Consider the following 21,021-nt stretch of genomic DNA (forward strand, 5'->3'; position numbering starts at 1 on the left):
AAATACCAAACAGACTGCTGCAAATTTAACTTTGAAAGGTCAACAGACCCTAACCCCCTATTAAATAAAAAGGAAAGTCACGTGGCATTTAGTGCAGACGAGTTAACAGAGCAGCTGATCAAACTAGAGTGTAGAAGTAACTTTAAAATAAAAAACATTGCTGAGTATATGCTAGCAAACTCTAAAGAAGCGTTTTACACCCATGCCGAAACGGGGAAAGGTAAAATTGTGATCCGCCCCGCATTTGAAGTGTTTAGTGATGACTTTACTGATATTGATGGGGTTGTGCGTACTCAAGGCTATTTTCATAGCAGTGAAATGACCCGTTTTCCGACTCGTATTTATAAAAGCGCGCAGCCTATTCATTATGGTGTCGCTTTTAAAATTAACTCTGAACAAGCGGCAAAAGAGTTTATAGCTAAGCTAACGATGATTATTGGTGGTTAATAGAATGGTGCAGGGCTAAAGGCAAAAGGTGTAAGATAAAATCTTCGACCTTTAACCTTTAACCTTTAACCCTTAACCTTTGTCTTTAATTACTACCTCTAAAAGCGCAGCGCCTCTTAACCTCTTTGTGAATAAATTTTTTAAGATCTTATTACACAAAGAGAAGACAATGAGAAGTAAATGAGAAAACATCAGCCATTAGCCCGAGTTTGAGGTTTTCGGCCCGTTACTCGTCGCCCGCAGCCCGCCATCCTTTAAACTTTAACTTATTTGCTATTTAAAAAGCTATTGACTGATTTCAGTTCACGGTTTTTAAGTGCAATACAGTCATTGGTGCTCTCTGCAAGTTTACTTAACGTACGCGCATAACCGGGTACAGCATCCAGTTTAGCGTCAAAGAAACTTTGCGTTGTAGCTAAACTGTCAGCGTCACAGCTGGTGGTAGTAAAGTAAGGTAAGTTAGGCACAAAAAATGGTGGCAAGCTTGCTGTTACTTTATCGTAGTTGCTATAAATCCAATCAATAAACAGTGCTTGGCGTTCATCGGTGTAACTTTGACCCGATAAAATAGTACGCATATCAGAAGCCGTTACTTCGTCTGTTAAGCTATACGCCAGTACCGCTTTTTGTAGTTCAGGTTTACCAAAGTAACCCATTGCTGCCAGCATATTGGTACGCACTTGTGGATCTTTGGTGGTTTTAAAGGTTGTCATAAACTGATCTAGCAACGCCTTATCCCCATGAAAAGCCGCAAGGCGTAAATAAGTACCTGCTAAATAAGGGTCTACCTTTTGTGGATCGTTTAAGTAAGTTTGTGTTTGCTGTTTGGCTTTATTGATCACATTTTTATCTTCACCATCAAACCCTAAGCGTGATACCACCGCGGCACGAAGTTGAGCTACTGCGCCATCTTCGCCCATTTTTGCTTCTAGGCCATATTTTTTAGCGGCAGGCATCACTGCATTTTGAATAAACGTAGGCCATAAATCTTTATTGCTATCGTCTTTAAAAGTACGCTGCTGTGACGCTAAATAACCTAAAGCAGTATTAGCAACACGCGGATGACTATCGCTGGCAAATACTTCAAGCGTTTGCATTAATTTAGCCGCTGAAATGACACCGGCATCAAGTAGGGCATCTGTTGCCGATAATAGGGCTAAGCGTTCACGGTCGTTTAATACCCTAGCTGCATTATCTATTAACGCATTAAATTGCGCATCATCCATTACCCAACGGTAATAACCTAGCGCGCCTTGATCTGGATAAATCCACTCTGGTTCAAAGTCTAATGCTAGCGTTTGGCTTTGTTTATTTAATAATACATTGGCTGTTTGTACTTTATCGCCAGCACCATATTTAATCGCAACCGGTACATTCCACAGTTGAGCAGGAGCTTCAACACCGGCATTGGCAAAACGACTTTGCGAAATCGTAATGCTCTTACCTTGCTGCTTAACGTTAATTAGCGGGAATGACGACTGTTCAATAAACGATTTTAAAACGCTCGCTACATCTTTATTTGAAGCCTTACCAAGTGCTTCCCATAAATCGGCAGCTTCTGCATTTTTATAGGAGAATTCTTTTAAGTAGTTCTGAATACCAGCTTGAAATGCCTCTTCGCCAATCCAGTTTTCAACCATCGCCAGTACTGAGCTGCCTTTGCTGTAGGCAAGGCCTAAACCATCCATAATATCGGCTTCGGTTTTAATTGGTTTGCGAATTGGCTTAGTGCTTAAACGTGCATCTAACGCCATTACGTTGTTTTGTGGTAAATCTAGGTGTGATTCAAACTCAGGATTAAGCTGCTTAGTAATTTTTGCCGCCATCCAGCTTGCAAACGCCTCGTTTAACCATAAGTCGTTCCACCACTTCATAGTCACTAAGTTACCGTACCATTGATGAGCTAATTCATGGGCAATAATAGAGACATTACGTTGTTTTTTACTACGCGTTGCAGCTTCTAAATCAACCAGAAGAATATCTTCGCGGTAAGTCACTAAGCCTGAATTTTCCATAGCGCCAAACGGAAATTCAGGAACAGCCACTGAATCTAGCTTTTTATATACATAAGGAATACCAAAGTACTCTTCAAGTGCGCCCAGTACTTTAGGCATGTTCTCTTTTGCATATTGCGCTAAATGAATTTTACCTTGTGGGGTGATCACACGCCCAGGAATAGGCATGCCTTTAATTTCTAGCTCTTCAAATGGACCTACAGCCATAGCCACTAAGTAAGATGGAATTGGTGGCGTTTTATCAAAGTAATGGGTGGTCATATCGCCATTCACCGTCGTTTTTAGCTCAGGTGTATTTGAATACACTTTTTGTGAGGTGGGGGCGGTAATGGTTAACTGAAACGGAATTTTATAGCTTGGTTCGTCAAACACCGGAAATGCACGGCGCGCATCACTCATTTCAAATTGCGTGAACAAGTACGGAACGCCTTGATCTAGGGTTTTATATAACCCCACACTCTGGCGGTTATAAGGCGCTGAAAAATCTATTTTTAAGGTGTATTTACCTGGCTGAATTTGCTCTTCACAGCTAAATTTAACCTTACCTGTTTTAAGCATTTCGCTGTTTAAATCACAGTTTTGCTCGCCTAGTAGTTGCACCATTTTAGTTGCATAATCAACACCATTGAGCTCAATGTAGTGTGTTGGTTTGAGCACTTCTAAGCTGATCTCGGTCATTCCTGTAAAGGTATCCTGACTTGGGTCGAGCGTTAAAGCGACTTTTTGTGAACTTGGCTTTGCGAGTTTTTCAATGACGAATTCGTTAGCGTGAGCAGCATTCATCGCAAGCGCAACGCTCACGGTTAAGAGGCTTTTTAAAAACATAGTTATCCCTAGATTTTTTGTTGTTAGAAACAGTCATATAGACGGCACTTCATCCTAACAGCTTTTTTTACTAGAGTAAGCGCAGATCGCTAAGGAAAAGAGTAACAAAGTTTGTCAGTGGCTATCTCGGGCTAAAAACCGCTGCCAATGAATGTGGGAATTGATAACCCGGATCTGTTGTAGCACCTTATTTAACAAGGCTATATCGTTAAAGTTATCATGAGGGTAATCATTAAAGCCCATTAAATAATTAAAGCAGTCTTTGTTGCCTGCTTGCAGGGCATAAATACGAATTTGCTGTTCAAAGTTAAGCCGTAGACTACTAATGGCGGTTTTCATACCGAGTTGATCCACCGAAGGAATTGCACATTTTTGCAAATATCCTGCGCGTTCACCCTCTCCTGAAAACCATATGCGCACTTTTTCGCTATAGCGCCCTGTTTTAGCAGGAAGATCGAACATTAAACGGGAGTGATTTTGTGCTTTTACATAAGCTAAATAGTCATTAAACCCAGCGCTAATAAGGGCGTGATGAACAGGCACTAAACGTGGCTTAATTTTACCGTGGGTATGAAAACTAAAACAGAGAATATTATTTTTAAGTATTAGGTCATCAAGGGTTAAGCAGCCAATTTCATCACTGTAAGCGCCACTGTAATAAGCAATTAAGGGCAGCCAAAAATGCCAGTGTTTAGCTTGTTCGCGGGCAAGCCGTGTATCACTATAAATATATCCGTTATAGAGAGTATGCAGCTCCATAGCTGAAAATGGACGACGACCAAGATGGGTTTTCAACGTATTACCTTGACAGTTTTTATTATTTTTATACCCCAACTAACCGTTGCTGTTAGTTGGGATAATGTCAGCGAACTAACGCCTAAAACTTATTCGCTTAGCGCGCGAGCTAAACCAACCGGTTCAATTTCTACACACACCTGATCGTCATTCCAATTTAAACCCACTAATGCATCATCAGATTTTAGGTCTTCAACCCAATCATCTAAAAATTCATCTAGGTTTATTTCTACTGGACTGTAGTCTTGCCACTCTTCTTTACATTGTGCTTGTGCTGCGTCTTGTGATTCCCACAGTAAAAGTACATCGGTGTCGTCAAACTGATTTGACTCACATACAACAAAGCCACCATCATCGGCACCCAGTGCCCAGATCTGCTCACTAACACGTACTTTTTCTACAAAGCTAACTAGTTGTGATTCAATTTCGATATCGCTCATGTATCCACCTTTTAAAATTTAAGTCGAGGGTTGGTATTTTTAGCCGCTTGACGCTGACTAAACGCTTCATAAAACTTAACTAATTGCGGCTGCGCGCTAAAATCAGTGAGTTCACGAAAGCATATCCAATCAAGTAAGCAGTATAAACTGATGTTGAGGCATTCACAGCTTTTAAATTCATCATCGCATAAATGATCATTTAAATAGTCTAATGTTTGCGCAACTCGCTCATTTTGCAGATTAAAAAATAGTTTATCAGCTTGCGTGTCAAATCCAGAACGTTGGCATAACAGTAATTCAACGAATGAATCATTGCAGGCCCTAATTAAAAAGTGCTCTTGAGGCCATGTAAGTGGGGGTTGCTGGGTTTTTTCAAGTAAATAACGCAGTATGGTATTTGAATCACTTAGGGTAAGCGTGTCATCGACCAATATAGGAATTTTGGCTGCTGGATTTTTTGTGACCACCAACGGCCGATCGTCTTTAGAAAAAATATCGAGATTAATAAATTCAAGCGCACAATTGTTTTGTTGTGCCCAGATTCTAATACGGCGAACATAAGGGGAAGGAATAGAGCCAAATAGTTGCATAATGGGGCTTTTGCCAACTCCACATAAATAAAAAGCCGCTGATGCGGCTTTATTAATAAATCGATTTACTTACTCTGAGCGGCTGGTTATTTCTAATAAATGGTAACCAAACTGTGTTTGTACAGGGCCTTGTACTTGATTTAGCGGCGCTGAAAATACCACCTTGTCAAATTCAGGCACCATCATACCTGGGCCAAACTCACCTAATGCACCACCATCTTGACCTGATGGACAATTAGAGTGCAGTTTAGCGAGTTCTGCAAAGTCTTCACCTTGCTCAATTTTATCTTTAAGGTCTAAACATTGTGCTTCACTGTCTACGAGTATGTGCCTTGCACTTGCAACTGCCATAAGTTCTCCTACCTGTAAGTTTAGTTTTTTAAATTTGATAGCAACATCTTAGTAAGGTTAAACTGAAAACACAAAGTTAAAATGCACTTTTGATTGTGCTTTCTAGTTTTGCTGAATCCGGTGCTACGCGGCTGTTAAAGCGCGTAATCGTTTTGCGATCGGCCGATACCACGTATTTATAAAAGTTCCAGTTTGGTGAACTGGTTTGGGCGTTTAAATGCTTGAAAATAGGGTTTGCGTCACTACCACGTACTGCGCTGGTGGCCAGCATAGGGAAAGTAACACCATAATTTACATAACACACTTTTGCGGTATCTTTTTCATCGTTCTCTTCTTGAAAAAAATCATCTGATGGAAAGCCTAATACCACCAAGCCTTCGTCTTTGTATTTATTATAAAGCGCTTCTAAACCTTCAAATTGCGGCGTAAAACCGCAGTTACTCGCAGTGTTAACAATTAAAAGAGGCTGGTTTTTAAAATCGCATAAGTTAATGGTTTCAGTTGAGCGCAACTTTCTAAGTGAAACATTCGTGAAATCATTGCAGGTGTTTGCATCTAATGAAGGGGCGGGCAAGTCTGCGGCATATGTATTTAGCGAAACACAACTTAACGCGAGGGTTAAACCAAGTATTATTTTTTTTATCATGCTATTACCTTAAGTGCGTTTTTAGAGTATTTATGTAACTTATCATACGCTACTATAGGCTAAATTGATCAATTTTACTTTATTTTCTATGACTATACGTTTAGCAAAACCTGATGATTTAACTGCCATTGTTGCTATTTACAATGAAACTATCCCTAGTCGAATGGTCACCGCCGATACCGAAGAGGTGACCGTCGCTGATAAACAACCTTGGTTTGATAGCCATACTGCTCAACGCCCTATTTTTGTTTACTGTGAGAACAACCAAGTATTAGCGTGGCTTAGTTATAAATCGTTTTATGGTCGCCCAGCTTACGATGGCACCGTTGAGTTAAGCATTTACATTACGGCAGCAGCCCAAGGAAAAGGGTTGGGTAAAAAGCTGATGCAATTTGCACAACAACAAGCCAAGCAGCTTAATATAGAAGTATTACTTGGGTTTATTTTTAGTCACAACGAACCGAGCATTAAATTATTTAAGCATTTTGATTTTGCAGTATGGGGAGAGCTGCCTAACGTAGCAAGAATGGACAATCAGCTGTACAGCCTGACTATTTTTGGTAAGCATTTAACCTAGTACCATAACAAAAGGCAGCAAAATTCACTTTTACGTAGGTGATTATGCTAAACCAAAAATTCTAGACTATGCTGAAAAGGTGTTTAATTAACTCTTTAAAGTGTGTCTAAATGGCGAGAAAAATACTTATTATTGATAGCAGTAGCATGATTGCTATGCGCTTAAAAGTGTTATTAGAACTAATTGGCTGCCAAGTTGAATTAGTCCACTTTGCTATGTTTGATGAAAATACAGACATAGACATTTATGACTTACTGGTATTTTCTCAAGGCGTGCCAACCGATGTTGTATCGATAGTTGTTGAAAAAGCGACTTATCAATCATTTTTGTTATTAGCGCCAAAAGCAGAATCAGGGGAGTTGCTTAGCGCATTTTCCAAATTAAATGACTTGATACCCAATGCCACCATTATCTACCCCTTCTTTTCCAATAAAGAAATAACGTCTTTAATTGAGGCCTTATTAGAGATAGGTCCAGATCACATTTTTAAACTACCGACAATTTTACTCGTTGACCATGTTAATGAGCGATTAGAGTCACTCAAAAGTAGCCTTTATGGCGCTCATATTGAGGTATACACCGCAACAAACCATGATGAAGCAATTAATATTGCCAAGCTCAGGAGTATTGATATTTTAATCAGTGACTTTAGCTTACAACCGGGTTCTGGTTTAGAGATATTTTCGAGTTTAAAAAAAATACAACCGCATAGTCGTTGCTTGTTAGTAACCTCACGCCCTGAACAATCTATGTTAGAAGCCATTCGCCAAGGTGTTGAAGATGTTTTAATCAAGCCTTTAAATGACAATGTGTTACTACAAGCTGTACATAAATTATGGCAAACCGAGCTGCTAAAACGTCACAATGCTGAGCTAGTAGAAAGATTACAAGAAACAGTTGATGTGCTGATTGAAAAAGACAGCCTACTGCAGGTCATTTTTAAAAATACCCCCGATCCTATTTTATTATTTGAACGCAAAGGCAAGATAGTCGAGGCCAATGATGCCTGCTTAAAATTATTTAATTTAAAGTTTAAAAAGCTCATTGCTCACTCGTTATTTCATTTTTTAGATGATGACTCGGTGCAGGCAATAAAAGATAAAATCTCTACATTAAACAGTAATCGTCAGTTTAGTTGTGACTTACACATTGTAAATAAAGACGGAAGTAAAATTCCGCTAGTTGGATCATTTAATGAAATAGACCACCATGGCGAAATAGCGTTAGCGGTTATTTTTAAAAATGTTAGCCATTTAAAACAAAAAGAAGATCTACTGTTGGAAGCCAAAGATCTTTTAGAAGAGCAAGTAAGGGCACGTACTTCACAGCTTGAGCATGCGAAAAATATTGCCGAAGCGGCTAATCTAAGTAAATCAGAGTTTTTGGCAAATATGTCGCATGAGCTAAGAACCCCTATGCACTCTATATTGAGCTTTTCACGTTTTGGTATTAGCAAGTTACAAGAGGGTGATTTTAGCAAAGATAAACTTTTGAAGTATTTAACTCGTATTGAATCAAGTGGGCAAAGACTACTATCGTTACTTAATAATTTACTCGACCTTTCTAAATTAGATGTTGGTAAATTTCCATTCAACCCACGGGCTTATGATTTAGCGACTATTGTTAAAACCAGTATTGATGATGTTGCCGGTATTGCTATTGAAAAAGATATAAATATTGTTTTTAGCTCTGATAACGCGCCGATTGTTGCACAGTGCGATGAAGAGCAAATAAATCAGGTTTTGAGAAATGTATTGAGTAATGCACTCAAATTTAGTGAAGAGCACAGTACTGTTGAAGTTGTCATGCAAAGAGACGATGACAATGCAAACATTGCAGTGATAGATAGCGGTATTGGAATACCTGAAGAGGAACTTGAAATGGTTTTCAATAAATTTGAGCAAAGCAGTAAAACGAATAGTGGTGCAGGTGGAACCGGGTTGGGTCTTACCTTGTGTCGTGAGTTTGTTTCATTGCATCAAGGCAGTATTAAAGCATGCAATAACAGCCTTGGTGGAACAACAATTTCGATACAAGTTCCTTTAGAAATAAACTTAGATGAATACCTAGCTGATGAGCAATTAGTGAAAAATAGCGGCTAACAATCGAATTGTTTTAATTTATATGGATGAAAAATTATGGCTTTAACTAAAATTCTTGCAGTCGACGATGAACCATTTAACCTCGAAATAATTGAAGAAATATTAGAGGATCTTGATTTTGAACTTAAGCTAGCTTCAAGCGGCCCTGAATGCTTAAGTATGGTTGAAGAGTATATGCCTCAAGTTATATTACTTGATGTAAGTATGCCAAAAATGAATGGTTATGAAGTATGTAAAGAGCTTAAAGCTAACCCCATTACCAATGACATCATCGTGATGTTTGTATCTGCAAGAGGTACGGTTGAGGAGCGCATGGAAGGTTATTCAGTAGGCGCGGAAGACTATATTGTAAAACCGTTTGGGCACGACGAATTAAAGCAAAAACTGAATAAACTAAATCAAGTCTTAATAGAAAAACAACAGCTTGAAAAGCAAGTAAAAGAAGCGACCTCTACCGCCTTTAATGCCATGGCAAATAGCAGCGAAATGGGTCAGATAGTAAATTACATTGAAAATATTGGTTTTATTAACGATATACAAGAGCTTGGCAAAGCATTAGTAGAATGCTTACAGGCATTTGGCCTACAAAGTAATATTGAATTTAGATGTAACGATACTAAGTCGCACTTTGCGCTCAATGGGGTGTGTTCGCCGATTGTAATTGAGTTATTTGAAATGCTTAAAAGCAAAGGACGATTGCATGAGTTTTCTCATCGCATTTTGGTTAACTACGAGCTTGTGAGTTTACTGATTTTAAATATGCCAGAGCATGACGAGCAAAAGCACGGACGCATACGTGATCATATTTGCTTTATTGTAAGTGTAACCGAGCAACAATTACGAGCCATTACCACCAAGCAGATGCTGGTATCGCAGCAGGAGCGGTTAAATAAAGTTGCTGGTACTGTGCATAGTAAGTTTCATCGTTTAATTGGGATGTTGAACGACAGTCGTATTAATAACGAAAAAGTATTTAAGCATTTACAAGAAGAACTCGAAGAGCGGATCCCAACTATGGGATTGGATGAAGACCAAGAAATTTTTATTTATAAAAAAGTAGACGAAACCATACAAAACTCGGTTGCACGTCAGGAGTCAGTAGATCAAGTTAAAAAAGCCTTTGCAGAAATAGAGCAAGATCTTGCTTTATTGTTGAAAGGTTAAAGGTTAAAGGTTAAAGGTTAAAGGTTAAAGGTTAAAGGTTAAAGGTGCGGGCTACGGGCTGCGAGGCGCGGGGTAAATTCCTTACTACGATTAGATATATTAACTTGTAGCAGTGACTTTATGTCGCGTCTTTTAAAGGTTAAAGACGAAAGGTATGAGTAACAGGTTAACTAAGATCGGTATTTTAATTGTGGTTTCTCATTTACTCCTCATTTTCTTCTCTGTGTTAAATCAGATCTTAGTTAATTATGCACAAAGAGAGCAAAGAGCTCGTAAAGAGAGTGATTACAGACAAAGCTTAAAGGTGCGGGCTGCGAGGCGCGGGGTAAATTCCTTGCTACGATTAGGCAGATAGCTTGTATCAGCGACATTATGTCGCGTTTTTTTAGGCAATAGGCTTACGCGTCTCTGGGTAGGCCTTTTTCAACAATCCGTATTAGCCGTGCTGTTTTGCGCAGCTTTTGTCTTTGTTTATCATGTTGCTGGGTAAGTGCCCATTCTATGTGCTCATTCACCATGTCACTGAGCGTTTTGCGTTTATCTTCAAGTGCATGAATAATCGCTGGGCTAAAATCTGCGTTACCTAAGCCAACCGCTATATTTCGTAGCCAACGTTCATGGCCAATGCGGCGGATTGGACTGCCCTCGGTATTTTTTAAAAAGGTAGTTTCATCCCAAGCAAATAACTCGAGTAAATCTTTGTTTTTTAATTGTGTACGAGGATGAAAGTCAGCCTCATCAGTAATTTTTCCGTAGCGGTTCCATGGGCATACCAATTGGCAATCGTCACAGCCATAAATGCGATTTCCCATTAATGTTCTGTATTGCTCAGGAATAGCCCCTTGATGCTCTATGGTTAAATACGATATGCATTTACGTGCATCTACCACATAAGGTTCTACAATAGCACCAGTGGGGCATAGTGTTATGCAGGCAACGCATTTGCTGCAGCCCTCAAAAGTGTTTTCGTTATCAATAGGTAAAGGTAAGTCGACAAAAAGCTCACCTAAAAAGAACCAAGAACCCGCCTCTTTATTTATTAATAAAGAATGTTTACCTCGCCAGCCAAGCCCTGCTTTTTCAGCTAATTGACGCTCAAGCACTGGCGCTGAATCAACAAAAGGCCTAAAGCCATAGTCACCTACCTGCTGTTCAATTTTTTTACCTAATTGCTTGAGCCGATTACGCATTAATTTGTGATAGTCACGGCCAAGCGCATAGCGGCTGATATAGGCTTTCTCGGTATTTTTAAGGTTTTTGGCAAAGCCTGAATCTGGCGGCAGGTAATTCATTTTAACTGAAATAACCCGCTGTGTTCCGGGCACTAGCTCATTAGGGCGAGCACGCTTCATACCATGGGCTGCCATGTAATCCATTGAACCATGATACCCTGCATCAAGCCAACGCTGAAGCTGTGCTTCATGCTTAGTTAAATCAATGTCAGTAATGCCCACTTCACTAAAGCCAAGTTCTTGACCCCATAATTTTATTTGCTGGGCTAGCTGTTCATAGTTTGGTTTTACGTCGCTCACATACTTCACACAGTTAAATGACAAGCCGCTTAATTTAGCATAATCGCGGCTTGGGTGAAATTGTTATTGCCTAATCTACAAAGCGTTTTAACTGTTGTTGGGTTTGTTGGCTTAGCTTTTGTGATTGTTCAGAATCATGCAGTGCTGTATCTATTTGTTGCTTGGCTTGTTCGCCTAGCGCCACAATTTGCTCAACCGATTCATGCGTTTGGTTTTGGGTATCTTCGAGTAAATGCACCGCGTTAGCTATTTGCTGTAACTGCTGCTGATTATGCTCAAATTCATTGAGCATTTTACCAAACCCATCAGAGGTGGTGTTAATTGATGTTTGCGCATTATTTGAGTGGTTTATTAATTGCTCTGACTCTTTATTCGTTTCATTAACGAGCTCATTCATTTGGGTAATAAAATCACTAATTTGGCGTGTTGCATCACTTACTTTAACCGATAGGGTACGAACTTCATCGGCAACCACGGCAAAACCTCGCCCCGCTTCACCAGCGCGTGCCGCTTCTATGGCTGCATTTAGTGCTAATAAGTTAGTTTGATCCGAAAACTCTTCAACCATTTTTAAAATACTGCGAATGTTTTCGCTGTTCTCTTTCAAGCCCGCAATCGTTTTAGAAAAACTACCCAGCATTTCATTAATAAGCCTTACCTGCTCAACTAGTTTTGATAGCTCACCAGCAGAGAGCTTTACAAAATTAAGGTGTTCATTATTAACCTGATGTACGCTATCAGTGTTGCTTACTATAGCCTGCAGGCTTTGGGTAATTTGATTACTGGCATTAATAATGGTGTGACTTAAATTAATTTGCTGTTCGCTTAGCTGCTCTGTGTGCTGCATTGATTGCGTTACTTGGCTGTTACTCTGCACACTCTCTTGGGCGCTGGTATAGGTAGTGCTTAATAAACTATTTAAATGGGTAGTAAATTGATTGTATTGCTCACTTAAGTCTCTAAATTCATCAAACGTGAAATGGGGTAATTTGGCTGCTAAATTCGCATCTTGTTGATTAATATTAATGAGCGTATCGCGCATTGCTTTTACCGGGCGCACAATTAAAAAGCGCATATAAAAAATAGTAAAAATAAAGCCTGCAATAATAAGTAGCGCAAGTGCCCAAAATAAGCCAGTGCTTTGCTGGTTTTCGGTTAAGCTACTGTGCAACCAAAACAAAGTAATGGCTTGAAATAAAAAAACAAAACTTAAATTCCCAACTATTTTTCGGGTTAAAGTATAAAACAGTGTTTGTTCTAAAAAATTATAAATACGCATGTAGCTACTCATTAAATAGTGACCTACTAAATTATTGTTTTTACAGCATAAATGGCAATTAAATAATTAGTTATAGTTCATTTAATTGCGCTAAATAATGCTTAGTTCGTTCAGGGTCGTTAGTAAAAATACCATCAACACCACAGGCAAGCATCAGTTTAATATCTTCGACTTCATCTACGGTGTAAGCAAATACTTGTAAACCGCGCATTTTGGCATCGTCTACAAACGGTTTGTTCATAAAGTTTTTGTCAATATGAATGCTGTAGGCCTGTAAGTCTTGTGCAAACTTTGCATACTGCAATGGAATTGATGCAGTAAGTGCGCCAATTTTAAGCCACGGTAAACGGCTCTTTAGCCAGTGTAGTTGATGATGATTAAATGATGAAACTAAAATATTGTCAGCGGATATTTTGTTTGCGGCAATATTCATTTCCAGTTGGGTGGCAAACTTTTCTAGTTCAAAGGTATGTTTTAGCTCTAAATTAAGTAAGGTTTGGTTATTATTCCAGTCAATTAATTGCTGCAGGGTAGGTACTTGCTCACCATTTCCCGCATCAAATTGTTGAATTTGCTGAGCGCTTAGGTCGCACACTTTACCTTTACCATTAGTGGTTCTATCTAGGTAGGTATCATGAATAATCACGTAGTCATCAAGTGCGCTTTGTACATCAACTTCAATGCCATCTACATTTGCTTTTAACGCCGCCATAATGGCGCTTTGCGTATTTTCGGGGAAGTGTGTGCTTGTGCCTCTATGAGCAAATATTTTCATGGCTGCTTTTTCCGTGAGATTGACCAAGTTTCAAAGCACGCAGCACTAACAATCAGTGCGCCACCAATCAGGGTCATCACTGAGGGGCGTTCGTGCAAAATAATTATAGCCAGTATTGTGCCATAAAGGGGCTGTAAGCAAGAAATCAATCCAGCGGTCGCTGCTGATAAATGTTTTAAACTTGCTGCAAATAAGGAATGCGGCATCGCAGTAAACACCACACCGGCAATAAGCAGAAATATTAAATCAGTATCATTAATTTGTGTTATGGGCACTTCAATAAAAGCACACAGCATCAAGCTTGCGACTAACGTTTGATAAAACATGGTTTGAGGCCCACCATATTCGCTAAAGTAGCGTTTATGGGTAATATTACGAATAGCAAAAAACAATGCTGATACCACGCCCGTTACAACACCTAAGGTGATGTCATCGCCTAAATTAATGTTAGGGATCAATAAATAAATACCAGTAATCACCACTACAGCGCTTATTATATCTTTTGTCTTGGGCTTACTTTTATTAAATAGGGGCTCTAAAAATACCGTGATCACGGGATAGGTAAAAAAGGCTAACATGCCCACGGTTATTCCTGCCAATTGCATGCCAGCAAAGTAGGTTACCCAGTGAATACCTACGGCAACACCTAATAAAATGGCAATCACATAATCTTTAGCGCGATGCAGCTTAATTGGTTTTTTTTGCAAAGTTAGTAGCACACAAATTGCCACCCCAGCAATAGCCGCGCGATAAGCGGTAATATCTAATGCATTCAAACCAATTAGCTTTGCGAATAAGGCGGTGCCGCCAAATAAAAGGACGGCAATATGTAAGTAAATTAAGCTTTGTTGTTGGGACTGCACGAGATTTCCTTGTCACTTTTTTTGGCTATATTAGCATTGCTTTTACACTCAGAAGATGAAATTTTTAAAAGGCTTAATAATTAACATGCAACCATTAAGGAGTTAACTTTTTAAGTGCAATAGCGATTGTAAAATCAAAACTACACGTTACTATGCTATTAATAACTATAAAAGTAACGAAAAGTGCTAAAATCGCAGTTAAATGCACTCAAAGAGGCTCGAATGACCGCATTAATAAAAATTACCACTGAGCAAAACGTGGCAATACTTACCATGAATACCGCTGAAAACCGCCATAACCCTAGTTTTATAGCTGAACTTAATCAACACTTAGATAGCATAGAAGCCAATGGCGATATTAACGCCGTAGTATTAACCTCAAGCAGCGATAAAAGCTGGTCATTGGGAATTGATCTACAGTGGATGGCAAACCCTGACAACACACCACAAATAATTGCCGCTTTCATGAACTCGATAGGTGCCTTGTTTAAACGTATTGTTACTTTTCCTATGCCTATTATTGCCGCGCTAAACGGCCACACTTATGGTAATGGTTCGGTACTGGCGTGTGCCTGTGATTTTAGATTTATGAAATCAGACAAAGGCTTCTTTTGTTTCCCCGAAGTCGATGTATTAGTGCCGTTTGTACCGTCTATGTTTCCGATTATTAATAAAGCGATTAATCTGCAATTTTTTAACCGCTTAGCCATGACAGGCGAGCGTGTTGATGCGCAAAAATTGTTACAGCAAAATGTGGTAGAAGCAATTTTTGCTGATGAGCAAGCCTTGCAAACGGGTGTGTTAGAGTTTGCGCAAAGCTTTAATAAAAATCGCTGGATATACTCTCAAAATAAAAGCCAAATGAACAAACCAATACTCGATGTTATGGCTGCACAAGATGCGGCTTTTATTGAACACATCAGCACGCTATTGTGGAAGAAGCTACAGCAAAAGTAAGCTGTTTATATAAAAGTGAGTAAACATCAGCACTGCTATTTTACTCACTTTTAAGCTCTTAAATTAAGTACATGTTAAGCGTTATTTAGTTATATTTTCACAAAATGCAAAAGGTAATAACGCTTTATTAAAAGTTTAATGGCTTTTACCTGTCTCATTGCGAGTATATGAGTTAAAATACTTACATAACCAACTAACAAGATAGTGAATGTCAAACCAAGATCCAAATCTCAGTCGAGAACAAGAAAAGTACGAAAACCCAGTCCCTAGTCGTGAGTTTATACTTACTCACCTGCAAGAGCGTTCCAAACCTGCTAACTACGCACAACTATGTGAAGAACTCGCAGTCAACGATGAAGAACGACAAATAGCATTTAAGCGCCGACTTCGCGCCATGGAGCGTGATGGGCAGCTGTATTTTAATAAATTTAAATGTTATGCCCTGATTGACGAAGCCGGTTTAACCAAAGGCAAAGTAGTCGGTCACAGAGACGGTTTTGGCTTTTTAGAAGTTGAAGGCGAGAGCAAAGATTGGTTTATTGCCAAGCATCAAATGAATATGGTGCTACACGGTGACATCGTTCTTGCCAAAGGCACTAAACGCGGCTCAGGCTCAAAATGCGACGCACGCATCATCAAAGTACTCACTAACGAGCGCGCACCCATTGTAGGGCGTTATTTTGTTGAGCATGGTATTGCCGTTGTTGTGGCTGAAGATCCGCGCATTACCCAAGACATTATTATCCTACCGGGTAACGAAAAAGGCGCGCGTCATAACCAAATGGTGCAAGTGCAAATAACCCAAAATCCAAGCCGTAATATGAATGCGGTAGGTAAAGTTATCGACGTACTGGGCGAGCATTTAGCGCCGGGTATGGAAATTGAAGTTGCGCTGCGTAATCACGATATTCCACACGTATGGCCTGAAGAGGTTGAACAACAAGTTGCCCACTTAGGTGAATTTGTTGAAGAAGCCGATAAACAAGGTCGAGTTGATTTACGCGGCTTACCGCTTGTGACCATAGATGGCGAAGACGCTCGTGATTTTGATGATGCCGTATACTGTGAGCCTAAAAAGTCGGGTGGCTGGCGCTTATGGGTAGCCATTGCCGATGTATCACATTATGTAGGTATGAACACGCCGCTTAACAAAGAGGCGATAGAGCGCGGTAACTCAGTGTATTTCCCTGAGCAAGTTATTCCAATGCTACCAAAAGTATTATCTAACGGTTTGTGTTCGCTAAACCCTGAGGTTGATCGCTTGTGTATGGTTGCAGAAATGACCGTATCGCAAGAGGGTAAGCTCTCAGGTTATAAGTTTTACGAAGCGGTGATGAACTCACATGCTCGTTTAACCTACACCAAAGTAAATGCTATTTTACAAAATGACGAAAAGCTTCGTAAAGAATACGCAGCCGTGGTGCCACATTTAACTGACTTACAGCAAATGTACATGGCATTAAAAGCAGCGCGCCAAGAGCGTGGTGCCATTGAGTTTGAAACACTCGAAACTCGCTTTGTATTTAACGCACAGCGTAAAATAGAATCAATTGTGCCGGTTATTCGTAACGATGCGCATAAGCTCATTGAAGAATGTATGATTTTAGCCAATGTTTCGGCGGCTAAATTACTGGAAAAACATGAAGCTAGCGCACTGTATCGAGTACATGATGAGCCCGATAGCGAAAAGCTGGGTAACTTTACTCAGTTTTTAACTGAGCTGGGGATTGAAAGCACGCTAAGTGATGAACCAACCCCAAAAGAAATTACTCATGTGTTGGCTCGTTTAGGTGACCGCCCAGAGGCTGAACTTATTCAAACCATGTTGCTACGCTCAATGAAGCAAGCGGTTTATCAGCCAGATAACATAGGCCACTTTGGTTTAGCATTATCGGCTTATGCGCACTTTACCTCGCCAATTCGCCGTTACCCAGATTTAGTGGTGCATCGTGCAATTAAAGCAGTATTAAAAGCACAAGGGCAGCAAACCTCTGGTGAATACGCTTATAGCGATGATGAAGTCGATCAACTTGGTGAGCAGTGTTCTACCACTGAGCGCCGCGCAGACGATGCCACCCGTGAAGTAGCCGATTGGTTAAAATGTGAATACATGCAAGATCATGTAGGCATGGAGTTCAACGGTGTTATTTCATCGGTTACTAACTTTGGTTTATTTATTCGTTTAGATGACTTACAAATTGATGGATTAATTCATGTTACTAATTTAGGTGATGAATATTTCCAGCATGATGCAGCTAAACATTGTTTGGTGGGTGAGCACACACATACGGTTTATCGTTTAGGCGACAAAGTCACTGTGCAGGTTGCCTCGGTAAGCTTAGATGATCGTCGTATAAACTTAACGCTTAAAGGCGATGTTGCTCAAGATCGTTATGCGCGTCGTCGTGCACCTAAAAAAAATGCTCCAGCGAGCGTTCGCTCGCAACTTAAAGCCGGTAAAATCCCGGGTAAAAAGTCAGCAAGTGATGACAAAAAGCCAAAGGCGGGTAAAAAGCCTGCCGCAAAAGGCAAATCAGCGAGCAAATCAAAAGTAAAAGCGGATGACACCACCGCTAAGAAAAAAACCAAAAAGAAAGCGGTCAAAAAGCCTAAAAGACCAGGTAAAAATGCCCGTAAACGTAGTAGCCCAGGAGCAAACAATTCGTGAGTAATGAATTAATTTTTGGCTTTCACTCTGTTGAAGCAATTTTAGCAAAAGAGCCAGAGCGCTTTATAGAAATATACGCCCTTAAGGGACGTGATGATAAGCGTTTATCGCCGGTGATTGAGCAAGCGCGTCAGTTTGGTATTTCAGTACAGTTTATGCAACGAAAAGCGCTTGATAACAAAGCGAAAGATGAACAGCATCAAGGCATTATTGCCAACGTAAAAGCGGCACGTGTGTTTAACGAAAAAGATCTTGATGAGATCATTGAACGCGAAGACACCCCGTTTTTATTGGTACTTGATGGCATTACCGATCCGCATAATTTAGGTGCCTGCTTACGTAGCGCCGATGCTGCCGGTGTTCATGCCGTGATAGTTCCTAAAGACAAGTCAGCAAAGCTTAATGGCACGGCACGTAAAGTGGCCTGTGGCGCAGCAGAAACGGTACCGCTTATTCAGGTAACTAACCTTGCACGTACATTACGTGAAATAAAAGACGCAGGTGTATGGGTTGTAGGCACAGCCGGTGAAACCGACACACACGTATTTGATGCCAGCTTAACAGGCCCAATGGCGATTGTGATGGGAGCTGAAGGCGAGGGTATGCGCCGTTTAACCCGTGAGCACTGTGATGTACTCGTTAAAATTCCAATGGCGGGCACGGTTTCAAGTTTAAATGTATCGGTAGCAACCGGTATTTGTTTATTTGAAGTATTACGCCAGCGCGCAGAAACAAATTAAGCCTATTAATTACATAGGCATTAAAAAGCCGAGATTGATTTAATCAACCTCGGCTTTTTTGTACTTTTAAGTTAGCACTTTATTAAAAACTGTAAGAGTAGCCCATTTGTACTGAACGCGGTTTACCAGGTTGAATACCGCCATTTGCACGGTTAGCAATGTAGGTTTTATCAAACAGGTTATCTACGCTTAGGTATACTTTTTGGTTTTCGTCGATTAAGTACTTAGCAGCTAAATCCCATACAACACGGCTATCAATCGCATTTAAGCCTGAGTTAGTTAAATCAGCATGTGCATCAGACACGTAACGTATTTGGCTGTTAACAACAAAGTTATTCACTTCTGCGCCAAACGATAAAGCAACTTGGTTCTCAGGTACGTAAGGCATTGCATCGCCTTTTTCTACTGATCCCCAAATTTCTGAATCAAACGTGTTTTTAAATTCTGAATCTGTGTAGGTGTAAGTGAATTTTACTGGGAACGCAACCGATGCAGTATTAAACGTACGACCTGCGCTAAATTCAAAGCCCGATACTTCTACTTCACCGTAGTTGTATTGGTCACCAATGTTATCGTCATTACAACCTACTGATGCAGTACAGTTACCATGCATATTGTCGTAATCAGAGTAAAACGCAATTACTTCACCGTTAAAACCGCCCGCATTAAAACGAGAGCCAAACTCGATGTTGACGCTTTCTTCTTCGTCTTGGTCGGCATTACCCGGTGCTGCAGGGGCGTAACCTTTTTGAATACCAGCAAGTAACGTCACGTTGTCGTTAAGTGTGTAAGTAGCACCTAAAGACGGTACTAAAATTTCAGTATCGTTAGAGATATCTTTCGTTAAGCCTTGGCTACGAGTTGGATCTGATTTCGCCCACTCTTCACGGGTAATAGTAATGTCTTCATAACGCAGACCTGCGCTCACTACTAATGCATCCATTGTCCATTCGTCTTGAATAAATAGGGTGCTTGCTTTTGCGCTGTCTAAGCGATTGCTATTAGAGCCAGGTGCGCCTTGTGAGGTAAGAGTCATGCTTAAATCTTGATTAAGCGTGTATTTGTCTTCCCACTGGAAACGATCCATTTCATCTTCGTGGTAACGTACGCCAACCGTAATGTAGTGATCGCCCGCTGGAATGTGTAATTCAGACTGCACACCTTTTGCTTGGTAGTCACGGTTATTGGCTTTAACACCGATGTTTTCAATACCCGCAGCTGTTGGGTTTGCTTCAAACTCGCTGTATTGCTCAAGTGTGCTTGAACCAACACTGCTTGCTTTGTACCAGTTACGGTGGAAGTCGTTTAGATAAGCGGTTGCTAAAACTTCATAACCTTCACCAAAACGGTATGCATAGTTTACTTGGTATGCATTATGGCGAGTGTTCATTTCATCATTTTGTGATGCTGCGTAACGACGGTACGGGTTTTGTTGGTAATCAGCATCGGTTAAACCCATGTAAGTTTCGTCTGATGTTTCTTCAGAGTACTTTACTTTGAACTCAATGTTATGCGCATCGTTTTCACCAAAGGTATGGCCAAACTTTACCAATACGTCGTTTTTTTCAAAACCTGTGTTGTCATCGCCTACTGGTAATTCTTTAAAGCCATCAGCGCCGTAAGAAAACACTTCAATTAAGCCTGCAGTGTTGTTTTTTTCTTTTGCGAAGTAAGCGTGACCTTTGTAGTAACCATCGCTACCAAGGGCAGCATCTAGCATGCCTGTTGAGCTATTTGGCTCAGTTGGCAGGCTGCGAGAAAGTAAGTTTAATACACCACCAGTTGTACGCGGGCCGTATTTAACAGAGGCAGCACCTTTTAGCACTTCAATTGACTCCATACGACCCATAGTCGGGAAGTAGTAAGCCGATGGCGCAGAGTAAGGAGCCGGAGCAACAAGTACGCCGTCTTCCATCACAGAAATTTTATCGTTACGGCCAGTACCTGTCCCGCGCATACCAATATTAGGACGCAGACCATAGCCATCTTCTTCTTGAACGTATACACCTGGTACAGATGCTAATACGCGAGAAATATCGGTAAATTCGAATTTTTGCAATTCTTCATCTGAAATAAACGTAGCCGATCCTGGAATATCGTTAATTGCTGCTTGTGAGCCAATAACGGTAATTTGTTCAAAGTTGCGTTCAACGCCGCCGGCATCTTTTGCCATTGCTGTAGCACTTAAAGACAGCGCTACGGCTGCAGTTAACGAGGAAACTAAAAATTTATGTGACATTGATTACCCTAAAAAT

Annotated in this window: 18 protein-coding genes; 7 read left to right on the plus strand and 11 right to left on the minus strand. The window is 40.3% G+C overall.

Annotation, left to right across the window (positions count from 1 at the left end; genetic code table 11):
• Positions 1–81: 81 nt before the first annotated feature.
• Positions 82–447, plus strand: coding sequence for a hypothetical protein (locus A9479_RS00350; protein ID WP_008114788.1), 366 nt, complete (start codon positions 82–84; stop codon positions 445–447).
• A gap of 266 nt (positions 448–713) precedes the next feature.
• On the opposite strand, the gene A9479_RS00355 is transcribed toward A9479_RS00350, so the two are convergent.
• The 6 genes from A9479_RS00355 to A9479_RS00380 all read right to left on the minus strand — a co-directional run bounded on the left by A9479_RS00355 (position 714) and on the right by A9479_RS00380 (position 6,109).
• Positions 714–3,287, minus strand: a complete 2,574-nt coding sequence (locus tag A9479_RS00355; protein ID WP_064662411.1) for a M1 family metallopeptidase — start codon at positions 3,285–3,287, stop codon at positions 714–716.
• Between the two features lie 114 nt (positions 3,288–3,401).
• Positions 3,402–4,082 (minus strand): hypothetical protein, encoded by a 681-nt coding sequence (locus A9479_RS00360; protein ID WP_013464069.1) that lies wholly within the window; start codon positions 4,080–4,082, stop codon positions 3,402–3,404.
• Between the two features lie 89 nt (positions 4,083–4,171).
• A complete protein-coding gene (locus tag A9479_RS00365; RefSeq protein WP_013464070.1) occupies positions 4,172–4,522 on the minus strand; it encodes a DUF2750 domain-containing protein in 351 nt (116 codons plus the stop codon).
• An 11-nt stretch (positions 4,523–4,533) separates the two neighbouring features.
• Complete coding sequence (locus A9479_RS00370; protein WP_064662412.1) at positions 4,534–5,112, minus strand: glutathione S-transferase family protein; 579 nt, start codon at positions 5,110–5,112, stop codon at positions 4,534–4,536.
• Between the two features lie 69 nt (positions 5,113–5,181).
• A complete protein-coding gene (locus tag A9479_RS00375; protein ID WP_013464073.1) occupies positions 5,182–5,463 on the minus strand; it encodes a peptidylprolyl isomerase in 282 nt (93 codons plus the stop codon).
• 76 nt (positions 5,464–5,539) lie between these two features.
• The gene (locus A9479_RS00380) at positions 5,540–6,109 is read right to left on the minus strand and encodes a glutathione peroxidase (RefSeq protein WP_064662413.1); all 570 of its coding nucleotides are present in this window, start codon (positions 6,107–6,109) and stop codon (positions 5,540–5,542) included.
• Between the two features lie 88 nt (positions 6,110–6,197).
• Here A9479_RS00380 and A9479_RS00385 point away from each other — a divergent pair, with 88 nt between their 5' ends.
• The 3 genes from A9479_RS00385 to A9479_RS00395 all read left to right on the plus strand — a co-directional run bounded on the left by A9479_RS00385 (position 6,198) and on the right by A9479_RS00395 (position 9,952).
• A complete protein-coding gene (locus A9479_RS00385) occupies positions 6,198–6,686 on the plus strand; it encodes a GNAT family N-acetyltransferase (RefSeq protein ID WP_013464075.1) in 489 nt (162 codons plus the stop codon).
• A 110-nt stretch (positions 6,687–6,796) separates the two neighbouring features.
• Positions 6,797–8,788, plus strand: a complete 1,992-nt coding sequence (locus A9479_RS00390; RefSeq protein ID WP_024601215.1) for an ATP-binding protein — start codon at positions 6,797–6,799, stop codon at positions 8,786–8,788.
• A gap of 36 nt (positions 8,789–8,824) precedes the next feature.
• Entirely contained in the window at positions 8,825–9,952 is a 1,128-nt protein-coding gene (locus A9479_RS00395; protein WP_064662414.1) for a PleD family two-component system response regulator, read from the plus strand.
• A 398-nt stretch (positions 9,953–10,350) separates the two neighbouring features.
• Here A9479_RS00395 and queG read toward each other — a convergent pair whose 3' ends face one another.
• The 4 genes from queG to A9479_RS00415 all read right to left on the minus strand — a co-directional run bounded on the left by queG (position 10,351) and on the right by A9479_RS00415 (position 14,401).
• Positions 10,351–11,484, minus strand: coding sequence for a tRNA epoxyqueuosine(34) reductase QueG (gene queG, locus A9479_RS00400; RefSeq protein ID WP_064662415.1), 1,134 nt, complete (start codon positions 11,482–11,484; stop codon positions 10,351–10,353).
• Positions 11,485–11,554: 70 nt separating this feature from the next.
• Positions 11,555–12,775, minus strand: coding sequence for a methyl-accepting chemotaxis protein (locus tag A9479_RS00405; protein WP_024601218.1), 1,221 nt, complete (start codon positions 12,773–12,775; stop codon positions 11,555–11,557).
• A gap of 58 nt (positions 12,776–12,833) precedes the next feature.
• Entirely contained in the window at positions 12,834–13,538 is a 705-nt protein-coding gene (locus A9479_RS00410; protein ID WP_064662416.1) for a glycerophosphodiester phosphodiesterase family protein, read from the minus strand.
• A complete protein-coding gene (locus A9479_RS00415) occupies positions 13,535–14,401 on the minus strand; it encodes a DMT family transporter (protein ID WP_064662417.1) in 867 nt (288 codons plus the stop codon). Before A9479_RS00415 ends, A9479_RS00410 begins: the two co-directional genes overlap by 4 nt.
• A gap of 222 nt (positions 14,402–14,623) precedes the next feature.
• Here A9479_RS00415 and A9479_RS00420 point away from each other — a divergent pair, with 222 nt between their 5' ends.
• The 3 genes from A9479_RS00420 to rlmB all read left to right on the plus strand — a co-directional run bounded on the left by A9479_RS00420 (position 14,624) and on the right by rlmB (position 18,766).
• A complete protein-coding gene (locus tag A9479_RS00420) occupies positions 14,624–15,358 on the plus strand; it encodes an enoyl-CoA hydratase/isomerase family protein (RefSeq protein ID WP_064662418.1) in 735 nt (244 codons plus the stop codon).
• A 208-nt stretch (positions 15,359–15,566) separates the two neighbouring features.
• The gene (rnr, locus tag A9479_RS00425) at positions 15,567–18,026 is read left to right on the plus strand and encodes a ribonuclease R (protein ID WP_028834423.1); all 2,460 of its coding nucleotides are present in this window, start codon (positions 15,567–15,569) and stop codon (positions 18,024–18,026) included.
• On the plus strand, positions 18,023–18,766 hold the full coding sequence (gene rlmB, locus A9479_RS00430) for a 23S rRNA (guanosine(2251)-2'-O)-methyltransferase RlmB (RefSeq protein WP_008112440.1): 744 nt from the start codon (positions 18,023–18,025) through the stop codon (positions 18,764–18,766). The genes rnr and rlmB overlap by 4 nt, the downstream gene beginning before the upstream one ends.
• Positions 18,767–18,848: 82 nt before the next feature.
• Here the strand turns inward: rlmB and A9479_RS00435 are convergent, their stop codons facing one another.
• Positions 18,849–21,005 (minus strand): TonB-dependent receptor, encoded by a 2,157-nt coding sequence (locus A9479_RS00435; RefSeq protein ID WP_064662419.1) that lies wholly within the window; start codon positions 21,003–21,005, stop codon positions 18,849–18,851.
• Between the last annotated feature and the right edge of the window lie 16 nt (positions 21,006–21,021).

Origin of the sequence: Pseudoalteromonas sp. MQS005 (assembly GCF_001661605.1) — a bacterium.
GTDB classification, from domain to species: domain Bacteria; phylum Pseudomonadota; class Gammaproteobacteria; order Enterobacterales; family Alteromonadaceae; genus Pseudoalteromonas; species Pseudoalteromonas tetraodonis.